Source organism: Rhizobium sp. ZW T2_16 (assembly GCF_044987325.1).
In the GTDB taxonomy this organism is placed as follows: domain Bacteria; phylum Pseudomonadota; class Alphaproteobacteria; order Rhizobiales; family Rhizobiaceae; genus Neorhizobium; species Neorhizobium cellulosilyticum.
Genome location: NZ_JBJDRG010000002.1, coordinates 694639 through 711247, shown reverse-complemented (window position 1 = coordinate 711247; position 16609 = coordinate 694639). Strand labels below are relative to the sequence as shown.

General features: G+C 58.4%; 18 protein-coding genes. 8 read left to right on the top strand and 10 right to left on the bottom strand.

What is annotated here, in order from left to right; all coding sequences use genetic code 11:
• Entirely contained in the window at positions 1-474 is a 474-nt protein-coding gene (gene nusB, locus ACI3K0_RS09055) for a transcription antitermination factor NusB (RefSeq protein ID WP_148145332.1), read from the bottom strand.
• Positions 474-935, bottom strand: a complete 462-nt coding sequence (gene ribH / locus ACI3K0_RS09050) for a 6,7-dimethyl-8-ribityllumazine synthase (protein ID WP_148145333.1) — start codon at positions 933-935, stop codon at positions 474-476. Before ribH ends, nusB begins: the two co-directional genes overlap by 1 nt.
• 288 nt (positions 936-1223) lie before the next feature.
• On the opposite strand from ribH, the gene ACI3K0_RS09045 reads away from it, so the two are divergent.
• A complete protein-coding gene (locus ACI3K0_RS09045) occupies positions 1224-2378 on the top strand; it encodes an HD domain-containing phosphohydrolase (RefSeq protein ID WP_404945259.1) in 1155 nt (384 codons plus the stop codon).
• A 12-nt stretch (positions 2379-2390) separates the two neighbouring features.
• Here ACI3K0_RS09045 and ACI3K0_RS09040 read toward each other — a convergent pair whose 3' ends face one another.
• From ACI3K0_RS09040 to ACI3K0_RS09020, 5 genes are all read right to left on the bottom strand, one after another.
• Complete coding sequence (locus tag ACI3K0_RS09040) at positions 2391-3005, bottom strand: riboflavin synthase (RefSeq protein ID WP_404945258.1); 615 nt, start codon at positions 3003-3005, stop codon at positions 2391-2393.
• Positions 3005-4093 carry a bifunctional diaminohydroxyphosphoribosylaminopyrimidine deaminase/5-amino-6-(5-phosphoribosylamino)uracil reductase RibD gene (gene ribD / locus ACI3K0_RS09035; RefSeq protein ID WP_404945257.1) on the bottom strand — a complete coding sequence of 363 codons (1089 nt, stop codon included), beginning with the start codon at positions 4091-4093 and terminating at the stop codon, positions 3005-3007. The genes ACI3K0_RS09040 and ribD overlap by 1 nt, the downstream gene beginning before the upstream one ends.
• Positions 4090-4581: a transcriptional regulator NrdR gene (nrdR, locus tag ACI3K0_RS09030; RefSeq protein WP_148145335.1), complete on the bottom strand. Its 492-nt coding sequence runs from the start codon at positions 4579-4581 to the stop codon at positions 4090-4092. Before nrdR ends, ribD begins: the two co-directional genes overlap by 4 nt.
• Before the next feature lie 9 nt (positions 4582-4590).
• A complete protein-coding gene (gene glyA, locus ACI3K0_RS09025) occupies positions 4591-5880 on the bottom strand; it encodes a serine hydroxymethyltransferase (RefSeq protein WP_206826340.1) in 1290 nt (429 codons plus the stop codon).
• 687 nt (positions 5881-6567) lie between these two features.
• Positions 6568-7896: a murein L,D-transpeptidase gene (locus tag ACI3K0_RS09020; protein WP_148145337.1), complete on the bottom strand. Its 1329-nt coding sequence runs from the start codon at positions 7894-7896 to the stop codon at positions 6568-6570.
• Between the two features lie 517 nt (positions 7897-8413).
• Here ACI3K0_RS09020 and ACI3K0_RS09015 point away from each other — a divergent pair.
• The gene (locus ACI3K0_RS09015) at positions 8414-8614 is read left to right on the top strand and encodes a hypothetical protein (RefSeq protein ID WP_148145338.1); all 201 of its coding nucleotides are present in this window, start codon (positions 8414-8416) and stop codon (positions 8612-8614) included.
• Positions 8615-8761: 147 nt separating this feature from the next.
• Here ACI3K0_RS09015 and ldtR read toward each other — a convergent pair whose 3' ends face one another.
• Together ldtR and ACI3K0_RS09005 are read right to left on the bottom strand one after the other, a co-directional pair.
• Positions 8762-9274, bottom strand: a complete 513-nt coding sequence (gene ldtR, locus ACI3K0_RS09010) for a transcriptional regulator LdtR (protein ID WP_148145573.1) — start codon at positions 9272-9274, stop codon at positions 8762-8764.
• 233 nt (positions 9275-9507) lie between these two features.
• Entirely contained in the window at positions 9508-9951 is a 444-nt protein-coding gene (locus ACI3K0_RS09005) for a DUF6163 family protein (RefSeq protein ID WP_246436298.1), read from the bottom strand.
• Positions 9952-10075: 124 nt separating this feature from the next.
• On the opposite strand from ACI3K0_RS09005, the gene hemB reads away from it, so the two are divergent.
• The 6 genes from hemB (at position 10076) to ACI3K0_RS08975 (ending at position 14139) form a co-directional block, all read left to right on the top strand.
• A complete protein-coding gene (gene hemB / locus ACI3K0_RS09000; RefSeq protein ID WP_404945256.1) occupies positions 10076-11086 on the top strand; it encodes a porphobilinogen synthase in 1011 nt (336 codons plus the stop codon).
• An 80-nt stretch (positions 11087-11166) separates the two neighbouring features.
• Positions 11167-11625 (top strand): RDD family protein, encoded by a 459-nt coding sequence (locus ACI3K0_RS08995; RefSeq protein WP_148145341.1) that lies wholly within the window; start codon positions 11167-11169, stop codon positions 11623-11625.
• Between the two features lie 145 nt (positions 11626-11770).
• Complete coding sequence (locus ACI3K0_RS08990) at positions 11771-12541, top strand: arginyltransferase (protein WP_183827150.1); 771 nt, start codon at positions 11771-11773, stop codon at positions 12539-12541.
• A gap of 9 nt (positions 12542-12550) precedes the next feature.
• Positions 12551-13423, top strand: coding sequence for a DMT family transporter (locus tag ACI3K0_RS08985; protein ID WP_404945255.1), 873 nt, complete (start codon positions 12551-12553; stop codon positions 13421-13423).
• 263 nt (positions 13424-13686) lie between these two features.
• Positions 13687-13821: a hypothetical protein gene (locus ACI3K0_RS08980; protein WP_404945254.1), complete on the top strand. Its 135-nt coding sequence runs from the start codon at positions 13687-13689 to the stop codon at positions 13819-13821.
• 75 nt (positions 13822-13896) lie between these two features.
• Positions 13897-14139, top strand: a complete 243-nt coding sequence (locus tag ACI3K0_RS08975) for an AbrB family transcriptional regulator (RefSeq protein ID WP_148145346.1) — start codon at positions 13897-13899, stop codon at positions 14137-14139.
• 52 nt (positions 14140-14191) lie between these two features.
• Here the strand turns inward: ACI3K0_RS08975 and parC are convergent, their stop codons facing one another.
• Positions 14192-16447 (bottom strand): DNA topoisomerase IV subunit A, encoded by a 2256-nt coding sequence (gene parC / locus ACI3K0_RS08970; protein WP_404945253.1) that lies wholly within the window; start codon positions 16445-16447, stop codon positions 14192-14194.
• Positions 16448-16609 lie beyond the last annotated feature (162 nt).

Below are 16609 nucleotides of genomic sequence, written 5' to 3'. Positions count from 1 at the left end.
TTACTTCTTGTCGCCACGAACCTGTTTGGCAATCCGATCGAGAACCGCATTGACGATGCGCGGCTCGTCCTCCTCGAAGAAGGCGCGTGCGATCTCGACATATTCGGTAACAATGACCGGAACCGGGACGTCCTTGCGCTCGAGGATTTCGAACGTGCCGGCACGTAAGATGGCGCGGAGCGTCGAATCGAGACGCGAGAGCGGCCAGTCTTCCTGCAGCGAGGAGCGCACGATCGGGTCGATCTTGGTCTGGTCACGCACGACGCCGGAGACGATCGAGCGGAACCAGGACGGATCGGCCTTAAGATAGGTGTCGCCGTCGAGTTCCTGGCCCAGGCGATGGGCCTCATATTCAGCCACGACCTCAAGCACCCCCGTACCACCGATATCCATCTGGTAGAGCGCCTGCACGGCTGCGAGGCGGGCTGCACCGCGCTGGTTGACCGGCTTGATCTGTTTTTCTTCGTTAGACATCAGCGTGCACCGTTCAGCTTTTCGCGCACGGCGATCATTGTCAGTGCCGCACGGGCTGCGAAGCCGCCCTTGTCCTTGTCCGAACGGCGCACACGCGCCCAGGCCTGATCGTCGTTCTCAACGGTCATGATGCCGTTGCCGATGGCAAGCGATTCCGAGACGGCAAGATCCATCAATGCGCGCGAGGATTCATTGGAAACGATATCGAAGTGATAGGTCTCGCCGCGGATGACCATGCCGAGGGCGACGAAACCGTCATATTCGGTGCCGCCGTTTTCGGAAGCGTCGAGCGCCATGGCGATCGTCGGCGGAATTTCCAGCGCACCGGGAACGGTAATTACATCGTAGGTCGCTCCCGCCTCCTTGAGTGCCGAAGTTGCACCGTCAAGCAGGGCATCGGCCATATCATCATAGAAGCGAGCCTCTACGATCAGGATGTGTGAAGCGGTTTCGAGCGACATGGATCACCTTAAGATACGTGTATTCGGTCCGGCAAGTGGCGGACTTCTAGCATGGGCGCGGTCAAAACACGCCCGGAGGCGCTTGGCAAGCGATTTTGCGGGAACGAGGCCTGCATGCCGGGAATAGGATCGTCTCAAGACGCGCCACAATACTTAATCAATCCCGGTTCGGATCATCTCCATAGCCAGTAATTAATTATCTGTTAAACTAAGCAGACAAAGCGTATCACTCTTGCCACCTTCGTTTTATTAGAGATCTATTATTCGACGCAGAGATGCAGGTGGATAATGGAAAAGCACCGCTTCCAAATGGATGAGATGGACGACCTGCTGCTGAACATATCAATGGCCCGTGGTCTTGAAGAAATCATGACCGTGGTCAGGCAATCCGCGCGCCGCCTGATCGGCGCCGATGGTCTCGCATTCATCCTGCGCGACAAGGACGATTGCTATTATGTCGATGAAGACGCCATCAAGCCGCTGTGGAAAGGACAACGTTTTCCTATGGAGGCGTGCATTTCCGGCTGGGCAATGCAGCATTCCGAAGTGGTCGTCATAGACGACATCACCAAGGACCCTCGTGTTCCGCAGGATGCCTATCGCCCGACTTTCGTCAAAAGCCTCGCCATGGTGCCATTGAGGCCAGGCGATCCGTTTGGCGCGATTGGAGCCTACTGGTCAACCGTCGGCACGCCACCGGACGACAGCGTCTACAGCTTGCAGCGTATTGCCAATACGGCGGCGGTGGCGATGGCCAATGTGGCACTGACCAATTCGCTTGCCGAAGCGCGGGATGAGGCGGCACGCGCCCGCGACGCGATGATCCTAGCCATGGCATCACTTGCCGAAACACGCGACCACGAGACGGGCGACCATATCCGTCGCACGCAACATTATGTCCGCGTGCTTGCCGAGGCACTCAACCGGCGCGAACCGGAAACGACGGGACTCGACGAAGAATTTGTCGACCTGCTCTATAAGTCGGCTCCGCTCCACGATATCGGCAAGGTCGGCATTCCTGACCGCATCCTGCAGAAGCCGGGGCGGCTCAACCGGGCGGAATACGACATCATGAAGACCCATGCCGATCTCGGGCGCACGGCGATCGCCACCGCCGAGCGTTATATCGGATCGAGCAATCCGTTTCTCAGCCTCGCCAAGGAAATTGCCCACTGCCACCATGAGAAATGGGATGGCACGGGCTATCCGCGCGGTTTGAAGGGAGAAGACATTCCGCTTGCCGGCCGGATCATGGCCGTCGCAGACGTCTATGATGCGCTGGTATCGGAACGGGTCTACAAACCCGCGATGAGCCATAACGAAGCCGTCGACATCATCACCGGCGAAAGCGGCAAGCATTTCGATCCGGCTGTCGTCGCGGCATTCGACGAGGTGGCTCCGCAGTTTGCGGAAATCCACCGCCAGTTTTCACAGCCGATCTGACGCTGAAAGACCTCAGGCCTTGGCAGGAAATTCCGCCAGACGGGCTGCATATCGCGCCATCGTGTCCACTTCGAAATTGATGAAATCGCCCGGCTTGCGGTCACCCCAGGTGGTCACAGCCAGCGTGTGGCGGATCAGCAAGATATCGAAATCGGTACCGTTAACGGCATTGACGGTGAGCGACGTGCCATCAAGCGCAACCGAGCCCTTGGGCGCAACAAAACGAGCGAGATCTTCAGGCGCACGCAGGGTGATGCGAACCGCCTCGCCTTCCGCCTCGACCGCCAGAATTTCAGCCTTGCCATCGACATGACCGGACACGATGTGACCGCCAAGTTCGTCACCGATTTTCAGCGCCCGTTCGAGATTGATCCGCGTACCCTTGGTCCACGATGCGATCGTCGTCAGGCGCAGCGCCTCTTCCCAGGCTTCTACTTCGAACCAGCGCTCGTTGCTGCCGTCTTCGGGAAGCGTGGTCACGGTCAGGCAGACACCGCCATGGGCAATCGAAGCGCCCATATCGATCGTCTTCGGGTCGTAATTGGTGGCGATGCGCAGCTTCACGCCTTCATCCAGAGCAGTCAGTTCGGAAACCGTGCCGATATCGGTGACAATACCCGTAAACATCAAAGGCCTCTTTCATATTCGAAGCTGCGGTCTGCGCCGAAACACTCCTGCCGCACGCACTGAAATCCTGCTGGAATATCGGAAGGCGTTGCCGGTGATTCAATCCCACCTGCACCGACAACCAGCTCGGACTGGGCAAGCACGAGACGATCGACCAATCCGGCCTCAAGGAAGCTGCGGCCGACACGGGCTCCGCCCTCGACCATCAACGAAGAAATTCCGCGCGTGGCGAGATTGGCCAGAAGGTCACGCAAGCTGCTTGCCTGCAGAACTTCGACGCCTGCAGACATCAGGGCGCGCAGGCGTTCTTCATTGGATGGATGCGTTTCGCAGAAGGGATCCGTGACAGCAACGACCGGGACGGTACCGGTCGATTTCACCAGCTTGGATGTCAGCGGCAGTTCCAGACGACGATCGAGAACGATCCTCAATGGCGAGCGGCTTTCCAGTCCCGGCAGGCGAACCGTCAGTTCCGGATCGTCTACCAGTGCCGTGCCGATGCCGACGAGAATGGCATCGTTTTCGGCGCGCATCATATGCACCTGGGCGCGCGACTGCGGCCCGGTGATCAGCAGTTCCTCGCCGCGACGGCCAAGCATGCCGTCGGCGGAAACTGCAAGCTTGAGAGTCACATAGGGCAATCCCCTCGTCTGGCGCGAGAGGTAGGCCGAAAGCACGCGACGCCCCTCGTCCTGCAGCAGCCCGGTCTCAACGACGATACCGGCTTCGCGCAGGATGCCGAAGCCGCGACCGGAAACGCGAGGGTCAGGATCGTTGAGGCAAACGACGACACGGGCGACACCTGCGGCAACCAGGGCGTTGGCACAGGGGGGCGTGCGGCCGTAATGGGAACAGGGCTCGAGCGTGACATAGGCCGTTGCTCCCCTCGCCCGCTCGCCGGCAACCGCAAGCGCCTGCGTCTCGGCATGGGGCCTGCCGCCAACGGCGGTAACGGCCTGACCGACGATCGCACCGTCCTTGACAACGATGCAGCCGACGGAAGGGTTGGTTGCCGTCAGACCGGTATGCCATCGCGACAGCCGCAGGGCGGCTGCCATGAAGCGCCGGTCTTCGGCTGCGCTCGTCAAGCGCCCTCTCCAGATTCCAGCCCCGGATCACGGGCAAGCTTGGCGTTGATTTCCTCGATCACCTTCTCGAAATCCTCCGCATGAGAGAAATCGCGGTAAACCGAGGCGTAACGAACGAAGGCGACGTCATCGAGGCTTTTCAGGGCTTCAAGCACCTGCAGACCGATCTGCTCGGACGAGATTTCCGCCTCGCCGGAGCTTTCCAGCCGGCGAACGATGCCGGACACGGCACGTTCGATGCGATCGGCATCCACCGGCCGCTTGCGAAGCGCAATCTGGAAGGAACGCACGAGCTTGTTGCGGTCGAAAGGCGCCTTGCGGCCGGTCTTCTTCAACACCATCAGCTCGCGCAACTGGACGCGTTCGAAAGTGGTGAAACGACCGCCGCAATCCGGGCAGATGCGGCGCCGGCGGATGGAGGTGAAATCCTCCGCCGGGCGACTATCCTTAACCTGGGTATCTTCAGAGCCGCAGAATGGGCAGCGCATCTGCTCTCCTTAGAGGTAGGGGTACATCGGGAAACGATCGGTCAGGCCGACGACCTTTTCACGAACGGCAGCTTCGACAGCTGCATTGCCCTCGTCGGAATTGGCAGCCTTCAAGCCATCGAGAACTTCGACGATGAAGTTGCCGATCTGCTTGAACTCAGCTTCCTTGAAGCCGCGGGTCGTGCCGGCTGGCGTGCCGAGGCGGATACCCGAGGTAACGAAGGGCTTTTCCGGGTCAAAGGGAATGCCGTTCTTGTTGCAGGTGATGTAACCGCGGCCGAGAGCGGCCTCGGCGCGCTTACCGGTGGCGTTCTTCTTACGCAGGTCGACCAGCATCAGGTGGTTGTCGGTACCGCCCGAAACGATGTCGAGGCCACCGGCAACCAGCGTCTCCGACAGTGCCTTGGCATTCTTGACGATCTGGGCTGCGTATTCCTTGAAATCGGGCTGCAGTGCTTCACCGAAGGCAACGGCCTTGGCGGCGATGATGTGCATCAGCGGGCCGCCCTGCAGGCCGGGGAATACGGCCGAGTTGAACTTCTTTGCCAGATCCTCATCGTTGGTGAGGATTACACCACCGCGCGGGCCGCGCAGCGACTTGTGGGTCGTGGTTGTGGCAACGTGGCAGTGCGGGAACGGCGACGGATGCTGGCCACCGGCAACGAGACCGGCGATATGGGCCATGTCGACCATCAGGTAGGCGCCGACTTCGTCAGCGATCTCGCGGAAACGCTTCCAGTCCCAGATGCGGGAGTAAGCGGTACCGCCAGCGATGATCAGCTTCGGCTTGTGTTCGCGTGCCTTGGCGGCAACATCGTCCATGTCGAGCAGGTTGTCGTCTTCACGCACGCCGTAGGAAACGACATTGAACCACTTGCCGGACATGTTGACCGGCGAACCGTGCGTCAAGTGACCCCCGGAATTCAGGTCGAGACCCATGAACGTGTCGCCCGGCTGCAAGAGCGCGAGGAAGACGGCCTGGTTCATCTGCGAACCCGAGTTGGGCTGAACGTTGGCGAAGTTGACGCCGAACAGCTTCTTGGCGCGCTCGATGGCAAGCTCTTCGGCGATATCGACGAACTGGCAGCCACCGTAATAGCGCTTGCCCGGATAGCCTTCGGCATACTTGTTGGTCATGATCGAGCCCTGGGCTTCGAGCACGGCGCGCGAGACGATATTCTCCGATGCAATCAGCTCGATCTCGTGACGCTGACGACCGAGTTCCTTCTCGATCGCGCCAAAGATTTCCGGGTCGGTTTCGGCGAGCGGGCGGGAGAAGAATGCTTCGGTATTCGACATGAGCAAGGCTCCTGGGAGAGGTAAGAAAGCGGTGTGACGCGTCTTAGCGCTCTGCCCGTTGAAGGGCAAGACAAAGAGCGACATTTGCACGCTCCGGCGCGGTGTAGGAGACACTGTATCCCACCTCTTTCCATTCATTCAGGCTTCAAGGCCGAGAAACTGGAAAGCGGGCGTCGGCTTGAAACTCTTTGTAACATTGCTCGAATAGATGTGATCCTGATTTGAGCCGAGATCGGGCCTCAATGACCTTGCCCGTATCGGCCGAAAGATCGATCGCCTTGAGATCGACCCAGAAAGTATTCGACGTCAGAGCGGGGTCGAAGAAATGTCAGGCTCTTCAGCCCGGAGGGAAGGTAAACGTTGCGGATAACGCTGAATACGCTGGCGAGAGAGCGGTTCTGGTCTTCGAAGTTCGACATGGGATCGACGTAAAAGGAGGCACGGGCAAAGCGGGCCGCAACCGAGGGACATTTCAGCAACGAGGCGGCTGGCGCCACGGCAACACCTGCGGCATGCAACAGGCATCTGTTAATCCGCGGTCTCCGCACCCATCGGAAGCTTCAGATTAGCGCCGCCTCAACTGCAAACAATAGAAAAACGGAGCGGTCGAATTGGTTGCTGCGATCGTGGCAACGTAAAAAGGCCGGGCAATACGACCCGGCCTTTCATCAAGATATTTCCGTCACTTTACTGCGGCAGCATGTCACTTTCGGTAAGCGCCCCTTGCCGCTGTTCAATGCCGGTGGTCGTCTGCAGCGCCAGTTCCTGATTGCCATCCTTCTGGTAGATGTCGTCGCGAAACTGGACAACACGGTCCTTGGCCGACCATGCGGTGATGTAGACGATATAGACAGGCACTTCCTGGGCGAGCTTGATCGGATTGTTCTGCCGGGTCGAGATGACGCGTTCAATCTCCTGACGCGACCAACCTGGCGTATCACGCAGCAGCCAGGTGATCATGTCGCGAACGTTCTGGACGCGCATGCAACCGGAGGATTCGAAACGCATCAGCTTGTTGAACAGGCCCTGCTGCGGCGTATCATGCAGATATTCGTTGTTCGGGTTATGGAAGTTGATCTTGGTCGAAGCCATGGCATTGATCTTGCCTGGATCCTGACGGAACATCAGGTTTGGTGCCTTGGGTGCGTTCCAGTCTACGGTTTCCGGCGCCACTTCCTGGCCACGACCGTCGAACAGTCGAATCTGGTTGCGGGTCAGGTAGGTCGGGTCCTTGCGCATCAACGGGACAATATCTTTCTCGACGATCGAGCGAGGTGCTGTCCAGTACGGATTGAGAATTACTTCATAGATCTTGGAGTTAATCGCATGGGTCGGACGGTCGATACGGCCAACAACGGCATTGGTGCGCAGGGCAACACGGTCGTTTTCTACGGCCTCTATATACATGGCGGGGATATTGACCATGAGATAACGCTGGCCGAGATCACCTGACATGGACTGAAGCCGCACGAGGTTGGTCTGCAACTGCATCAATCGCGTCTGTGCCGGAACGTTGAGCGCCTTCACAGTGAATTCGCCAAGTACACCATCTGCCGGGAGACCGTGCCGAGCCTGGAAACGTTTCACGGCGCCATCGACATAACTGTCGAAAGCCGTCGACATGCCTGCACCCTCGTCAAGGTCTCCGGAAATGGTGAGGCGCTGGCGAAGCTGCTGAACGCTCGAATCGGCGACGCCGAGCTGCAGGCGGGTCGACGGACGCACTTCCGGCCAGCCGCCGTTGGAAACGATCGACTGGTAGGTGTAAATTGCCTGCTGGATATTTGCAGGACCTTCGGTGCCCAGGATCGGGTTGTTCGAGACAACACCAACAGCAGTGCGCGAGCCCCGCGCATCGAACTGATCGTCCCAACTGCCGCGCCGCGGGGCATTGATGAGGGAATCAATCGGGCTCTGTGCAAGCGCCGGTGCGGCCAATGCCGCGGCACCTGCCGAAACAGCAGACCGCAGCAGCGCGCGGCGAGACAAAACTTCAAGTCCGATTTTCTTCGACATCATTCAATCCATCTGATCCCGGTCAACAGAACAGCGCTACAGGGATATGGTTAAAAAGGCGCAAAAGCCAAGCAGGTGCCCTTTTCGGCCCGCTCTGCCTCAATCGGCAAAGCCCCTTTTTACCGATTGCTTGAACATGCCCGGTCCCATAGCAATATGGCCAATTCGTGTCACCAGGCGAAGGGTCACAAGCCTGTGTTGCGCTGTGACTTTTCTGCCGTATCGCAAACGCAAAAAATCACCCATCGGTTGGGCGCATGTGGCAACTGGCTGGATCTTCGTTTGGCCAGGAAATTCGCCGTACCCTGGAGGCACCCGACACAGGAGCATCAAGCGTGCGCGCCCATTTTACAGTCTTGCCCTTTTAATCGCTTTCCGCAAAACAGGCGACCATTGAAGAATCACCCTCGGCACGAGCAATCGCTCGAGCGAGCAATTTTCGCAACAAAGCGCCAGTTTCAAGCAAGGCGACAGCAATAAATTCTATGACTTATAAATATAGGGGTGGAGAAATTAAATGCAGTGGAAGCCGGTAAACACTCTCATTCCAAACAAGCTGGTCTTTCTATTGTTCGATCATCTTGAGAGCGCTCAGTGGGTCGGTTACGTCAACGAAGACGGTATTTGCGAATGGCCTGACAAAGTCCGCGGATATCGTCCGACAGGCTGGCAGGAAGTGATTGTGGACCTGACCCGCATCAAGGCCATCGGCGGCTGAACTCTCCACCATTTCCGGATATAAAACGAGCAAACCGGAGCGTAGGCCTTACGCTCCGGTTTGCTTTTGTGCGTTACCGCATGACTGGAGGCAATGGGGAACGCCAAGCCCTTAGTGGTTTAAAGGCAGATCGCGGTTCCGGTCCGATTACATCCGGTAAGCGATCGAGTCGTTCCAGAAACGATCCAGGCGCTGCAGCAGGCGGTTCATCTGTGAGAATTCGCCTTCGCCGATGCCGCCGACCTTTTCGATCGAGCCGATGTGGCGCTCGTAAAGCTTCGCGACGGTTTCGGCGATTTCTTGGCCAGCAGGCGTCAGGCTGATGCGAACCGAACGGCGGTCGATGCGCGAACGGGCGTGGTTGATGAAGCCCAGATCGACCAGCTTCTTGACGTTGTAGGAAACGTTGGAGCCGAGATAGTAGCCGCGGGAGCGGAGTTCACCGGCCGTCAGTTCGGAATTGCCGATGTTGAAGAGAAGAAGAGCCTGAACGGCGTTGACGTCGTCGCGACCCTGACGGTCGAACTCGTCCTTGATGACGTCGAGGAGACGGCGGTGGAGACGTTCCACCAGGTGCAGCGATTCCATGTAAAGTCCACGGATCGTGTCTTCGTGCGGATCTGCGACTGCCGGTGCCTGCGGCTTGAGCTTCGTGTTCATCATAACTGCCTCACTGTTTTGTTTGGCGGTGTGTTTGTTTCTTCCCGCCTTGAGACAGACCCTATCGAATGCGCATAAAATTCGACTTAAAACACTTGCTTAACAAAAGCCTACCGGCATTTTCGGATTTTGTCGGCACTGTGGCGAAGACCTTCCCCGCAGTTTTTCTGCCTATAAAAATCAATATCTTAGCTCGAAAAAATCACTAAAATTCGAGCTAAATGCCTTTAGGATCAAGGTGAATCAATCCTTACCTTCTCCTCTTTGCGCCTGCCTTCCAGCCATAATGCGAGACGAAATACGACATAAAGGCTGGCCACAAGGACGTTCAGAAGCGGGACAAGATGGTTCTCGCCAAAAATTTCGGGCCAGACGACATACATGAGAATTTGGATGATAGCCGCCATTGTCCACAGGACAGCGCCCCAGGGCACGGCAAGCCACAAACCAAGAGAAGCAACCGGGAAAAGAACAGCAAGAGCCGGAGCGGTAACTCGCCAAGGCAAGTCCAGCAGATCGAAGCGAGCCCTGCCTTCGAGCGAATACCCGACGAGCATCGCCCAATATTGCATGCCGAACCAGAAACAGGTGGCGGCAATCATCCTCATGAAGAAGACGAACAGGAGCTCAGTCAGCGTGCGCCGTGGCGTCGTGGGTGAATCAGGTTCCATGGACATCGATATATAGGCGCATCAGGCCAGCCGCCAGCCACACGCATGGCAGCAATGCTTGATCCTGACCATTCATAAACAACTTGTCGCATGCTAAGGACCGGCCAACAAAAATAATGGAGACACCGTCATGGATAAGACGCATCTCGTCGACGAGATCACCGGGCACCGCAGGATGCGGCGCAATCGCAAGGCGGACTGGGTCCGCCGCATGGTGCAGGAAAACCGGCTGACCGTTGACGATCTGATCTGGCCGATCTTCATCACCCACGGCACCGGCATTTCCGAGCCGCTGGCGGCCATGCCGGGCGTCAACCGGATGAGCGTCGACAAGGCGGTAGAAGCGGTGAAGGAAGCGGCTGATCTCGGCATTCCGGCCATCGCTCCGTTCCCGGACATCGAGATGGAACTGCGCGATCCGACCGGCTCGCATATCCTCGATGCCAACAACCTGATGAACCGGTTCATTCGCGAGACCAAGAAGGCCGTGCCTAATATTGGCCTGATCACTGATGTGGCGCTCGACCCGTTCACCAGCCACGGCCATGACGGAATTCTGCGCGAAGGCATCATCGTCAATGATGAGACCGTCGATCACGTAGTGAAGGCCGCCGTCATGCAGGCGGATGCGGGCGCCGACATCATCGCACCGTCGGAAATGATGGACGGCCGCATCGGCGCCATCCGCCGCGGCCTGGATGCGGCAGGCCATCAGGATGTCGGCATCATGTCCTATGCGACGAAGTTCTCGTCGGGCTTCTACGGTCCCTATCGTGAGGCAATCAATACCGGCGGCCTGCTGAAGGGCGACAAGAACAGCTATTACATCTCTCCGGCCAACGGCACCGAAGCCCTGCGCGACGCCGCACTCGACGTCGAGGAAGGTGCCGACATGATGATGATCAAGCCCGGCCTTCCCTATCTCGATATCTGTTGGCGCGTGAAGGAAGCCTTCGGCCTTCCGACCTATGCCTATCAGGTGTCCGGTGAATACGCGCAGATCAAGGCGGCTGCCATGAACGGCTGGATCGATGGCGACCGGGTGATGATGGAAACGCTTCTCTGTTTCAAGCGCGCAGGATGCGATGGTATCCTCACCTACTTCGCCGTCGACGTGGCCAAAAAGCTAGCCAAGGACTGAGACCGGGCATTTGCGCCGAGACTTGCTAAGGTTGCAACGTCTCCCCATATGATTGGGGAGAAACAGGAGACTGAGTATCAATGAGCCTCGACCCGAACCCGACCTATGCCGCACCGGAAGACTGGCGCGCCTATAGCGGCGTTCTTTCACGCCGGGTGTTCGCCTTCATTCTCGACTATCTGATTGTGCTTCTGCTCTGCATTCCGGCGGCGGTGATCGTCTTCTTTCTCGGCATCATCACGCTCGGCCTCGGCTTTATGCTTTATCCGGCGCTGTTCGTCATCGTGGCGCTTCTTTATTTCGGCATGACGCTGGGCGGCCCGTCGCAAGCCTCGCCCGGCATGCGCGCCATGGGCATCACACTGATGCGGACCGATGGGAGGCGATTGGATTTCATGACGGCAATGGTCCACACGGTGCTGTTCTGGCTGATCAACTCGATCCTGACACCGCTTATCCTGCTTGTCGGCCTGTTCACCGAAAGGTCGCGGCTGGTACATGATATGCTGCTCGGCACGGTCATCGTCAGGACATCCTGACCACTACTCCAGGTGCGGCCAGTTATCCGATTTTGGTGACTGGCCGCGCTTAAAACCAGGCCCCGAAAAGCGCATGGTTGACGTTTTCCATTTATGCGCCATGGTATGACATTTCTCACTCCATGACGGGATTGGCCATACCTCCATGAATACCCAGACAACGCCTTCCCCGCAGTTTTATCTGACGGCTCCGGCAGTTTGTCCTTATCTTCCGGGTGAAATGGAACGGAAGGTGTTTACCCACCTCGTCGGCCCCCGTGCAGCGGAAATGAATGACCTCCTGACGCAGGGTGGCTTCCGCCGATCACAGAACATCGCCTACCGACCAGCCTGCGAGGCCTGCCGCGCCTGTGTGTCGGTGCGCATACTTGCAGGTGAGTTCGAGCCGACGCGTTCGATGAAACGCGTCATTTCGGCAAATCGCGACCTAATCGCCACCGTTCAGCCGGCCCAACCGTCGACCGAGCAGTTCGCGCTGTTCCGACGCTATCTGGACGACCGCCACCAGCATGGCGGCATGTCGGACATGTCCGCCCTCGATTATGCGATCATGGTGGAAGACACGCATGTCAACACGCGGCTGATCGAATACCGGATCCGCGAGCCGGGATCCGGTCTCAGCAAACAGCCGCAGGGAGAATTGATTGCCGTCGCGCTCACCGACATGATGAGCGATGGGCTTTCGATGGTCTATTCCTTTTTCAACCCGAAATATGAGAAGCGATCGCTCGGGACGTTCATGATCCTCGATCACATCAACCGGGCGCGTTCGCTCGGCCTGCCGCATGTCTATCTCGGTTACTGGGTCAAGGGATCACCGAAGATGGATTACAAGACCCGCTATCAGCCGCAGGAACAGTTGATGGCGCGCGGGTGGGAACGGTCTCTGCCTCCGGCAACAGATAGCGACGATTAGCGGCCGTCGATGAACAACCATCGACGCGGACTTGTTGTAACCATCACCGGAGGCATCGCGCTCTCTTTCGACGTGCCGCTGGTGCGGCTGGGCGGCGGAGAGCTCTGGCAGACACTGGCGCTACGCTCGCTTTCGACTTTCGCGCTGGGCGTTCTCATCTGGGCCCTGCTCTCCCGGCTTCAACCAAGCAATCCCGTCCTTTGGCCCGGAAAGGCGGGCCTGCTTGCCGGTCTTTTCTACGGGTTTTCGACAATCACCTTCCTTGGCGCCGTCTTCAACACAACAACGGCGAATGTCGTCTTCATCGTCGCCTTCACACCGATGTTCGCCGCGCTGTTCGGCTGGCTGCTGCTCCGCGAAAGCCTTTCACGATCGACATGGATCACCATGATCGCGATGATCGTCGGGATCGGGATCATCGTCTCCGGCGGCCTGTCCGGCGGCGATTTGCTTGGCAATATGCTCGCCTTGACAACTACGCTTCTGCTTGCAGGCGCGATAAGCATCGGGCGCAAGACGAAGATCGATCTGGGACTGGTGCCGCTCGCCGCGACCATCATCCCCGCAATCGTCGGCCTGGCGATGATGCCGCCGGGCGGATTGACATCGGTCCCCTCCCCGTCGTGGGTTCTGCTCGACGGGCTGGTGATGCTACCCGTCGCCTTCTGGTGTCTCGCGACCGGCCCGAAATACCTGACCGGCGCTGAAGTCGGCATGTGCTACCTGCTTGAAACGGTTCTGGCACCGATCTGGGTCTGGGTGATCTTTGCCGAGGAAATGGAGGCACGGACGATGCTGGGCGGAGCGATCCTGATCCTTTCGCTGATCAGCCACGCGCTCTGGCAGATGCGGCGCGGCAACCAGCGCCTGGGTCTCTCCTGAGCTATTTGCCGGGCAGACGACCATTCGAAAGATCGGCAATTCCGAAGGCGTCATCATCCCAAAGAGATCCTTGATCGACTGGGCTTGAAGGCGGGAGATGAGGTCGGTATCCGTGAATAATCGGATCAAATGGTGCTGTAACCGATGGAAGGCGATTTCGCGCGACAGTTACGGATCAACGAATATCGTAGAGGTTGGCGTGCCTATCTGCCTTTATCGATGGGAACAAAAGGATCGCCATTGTTGCCGCGGGTGTGTTCCTGATGGACAACAGTTTCGCCATCGAAACTGTTGAAGCAACTCTGTTCTCCTTCGTTCTCTCACTCGCCGCCGGAGAGATAGACGAGAATGGCGCAACTCGCTTCCTTCGCGACCACTGCGTTCCCTACCCCGCGTAACTTCGGCCTCAGCCGAAACGATATCGCTCGCCCTGAAAACATGATATCGTCTCACTTCAATCCGTGGAGGGCGGCATGGGCGAGACAGTGACGATCCAGAGGATCGGGGACAGGTGCGGCATCATGCTGCCGCAGGAGCATCTTGATAAGCTAGGCTGGAAGGAAGGGGATCGTGTCGAGATCCGCTCCGATCAGGTTCATATCGAATTCACCGCACCGAATGGCGACTATAGCGAAGCCGCGAGATCCTTTTCGCTGACGCATGGAACCGCGATGAGAAATTATCTCACGGCACTCAAGGAACTGGCCAGACACTAAAAGCGCCGCCCATCAGGAAGGATGAACGGCGCCAGATTTCAGTGACCTCACATCAGCCGGCGAATTTACCGCTGCGTGGAAAACCCTTGGGAACGGTACGTCCGGCCGAAGCGCGATCGCCCATCCATTCCCGAAGTTCTTCCTTGGTGCGATTGAACGCGCGGCTGGCGCTGTCTTCCCAGGAAAGACCGGCGTCCATGGCAAAGCATTTGATGTCGGAAATGCCGCCATCCTTGTAGCGCTGCAGGCGCACGCCCTTGCCGCGGGTCATTTCCGGCAGCTGCTCCAGCGGAAACACCACCATCTTGCGGTTCTCGCCCACGATTGCGACATGATCGCCAGAAACCGGCACCACGAGCTTCGTCTCGTCGGGCATGCCGACATTCATCACTTGCTTACCCTTTCGGGTATTGGCGACCATCTCGCTTTCGGCAACGACGAAACCATAGCCCGCCGTCGAGGCGATGATCATCTTGCGGCTTGCATCGTGGACAAAGGCGGTCAGGATGTCCTGATCGTTTTCCATGTCGACAATGATGCGGATCGGTTCGCCGTGACCGCGGCCACCCGGCAGCTTATCGCCACCAAGCGTGTAAGCCTTGCCGCCGGTCGTGACGAGAAGAAGCTTGTCGGTCGTCTGGGCCGTAAACGCGATCTTCGGTCCGTCACCTTCCTTGAAGGTGAGACCCGACGTATCGGCCACATGGCCCTTGAGCGCGCGGATCCAGCCCTTCTGCGAGATGATGACGGTGATCGGCTCCTTCTCGATCATCGCCTGCTGGATGGCTTCGATGTCGGCTTCCGGCGCTTCGGCAAACTGGGTGCGGCGGCGGCCGAGTTCGGTCGCCTTGGCATAGGTCTTCTTGACGTCCTGGATCTCGACCTCGATCATCCGCCACTGCTTGTCGTCGGATGCGAGCAGTGCCTCGATGTCTGCCTTTTCCTTGGTCAGCTTGTCGTTCTCGGTGCGGATCTCGAATTCCTCGAGCTTGCGCAAATTGCGCAGCCGCATGTTGAGGATCGATTCCACCTGAAGATCGGTCAGAGACCAGCGCTCGACCATGACCGGCTTCGGTTCATCCTCTTCACGGATGATGCGGATCACTTCGTCGATGTTGAGATAGGCGATCAGCAAGCCGCCCAAGATCTCCAAGCGCCGGTCGATCGCGGCCAGACGATGACGCGAGCGGCGAACGAGCACGTCCTTGCGATGCGCCAGCCATTCGATCAGCACCTCGTTCAGCGCCATGACCTTGGGCACGCGGCCCATCGACAGAACGTTCATGTTGAGCGGAATGCGGCTTTCAAGCTCGGTCAGCTTGAACATCGATTCCATCAGGAGCGTCGCATCGACGGTACGGCTCTTCGGCACGATGACGATGCGCACGTCTTCCGCCGATTCATCGCGGATATCGTCGAGCAGCGGCAGCTTGCGGGCGATCAGCAGTTCGGCGATCTTTTCGATCAGACGCGACTTCTGCACCTGATAGGGAATTTCGGTGACGACGATCTGGTAGCCGCCGCGGCCGAGATCTTCCACTTCCCACTTGGCGCGGACACGGAAACCGCCGCGGCCGGTCTTGTAGCTCTCGATGATCGATTCACGGCTGTCGATGATGATGCCACCGGTCGGCAGGTCCGGGCCGGGCACGAAATCGACCAGCTTCTCGACCGTCGCATCCGGATGCCGGATCAGGTGGAGTGCCGCGTCGCAAAGCTCGTGGGCGTTATGCGGCGGAATGGAGGTCGCCATGCCGACCGCGATCCCGGTTGCGCCATTGGCGAGCAGGTTCGGAAAAGCGCCTGGAAGAACCGTCGGCTCCGAATTACTTTCGTCATAGGTGTCGCGGAAATCGACGGCGTCCTGATCGATCCCTTCCAGCATGAGTTCGGCCACCGACGTCATCTTGCTTTCGGTGTAACGCATGGCGGCGGGGCTATCGCCGTCGATATTGCCGAAATTGCCCTGGCCGTTGACCAGCGGATAGCGCAGCGAGAAATCCTGCGCCAGGCGCGCCAGCGCGTCGTAGATCGACTGGTCGCCGTGCGGATGATAGTTACCCATCACTTCGCCGACAATCTTGGCGCATTTGCGGAAGGCGGTGTTCGGCCGGAGGCCCATCTCGCTCATCGCATAGACGATACGGCGATGGACCGGCTTCAGTCCGTCACGGACGTCCGGCAGCGCGCGGTGCATGATGGTGGACAGCGCATAGGCGAGATAGCGCTCTTCGAGCGCTGCCTTGAGGTCCACCGGTAAAATATTGTCGCCGCCGTCGTCGCCGGGCGGATTCACGATCTGTCCCATGGGCTTTGACTAGCTCAAAGCCCGGTTTTCAGCAACAAAGCCGGGGATATCAGCCTGTGGAGAAACTAACGCTTTGATAAGGGCGTCACAAAAATGGCTCAAGCCCTTCGTCACAAAGCGATGGACGTTTCATCCGCCAGACCTATAAATGCGATTGATTTC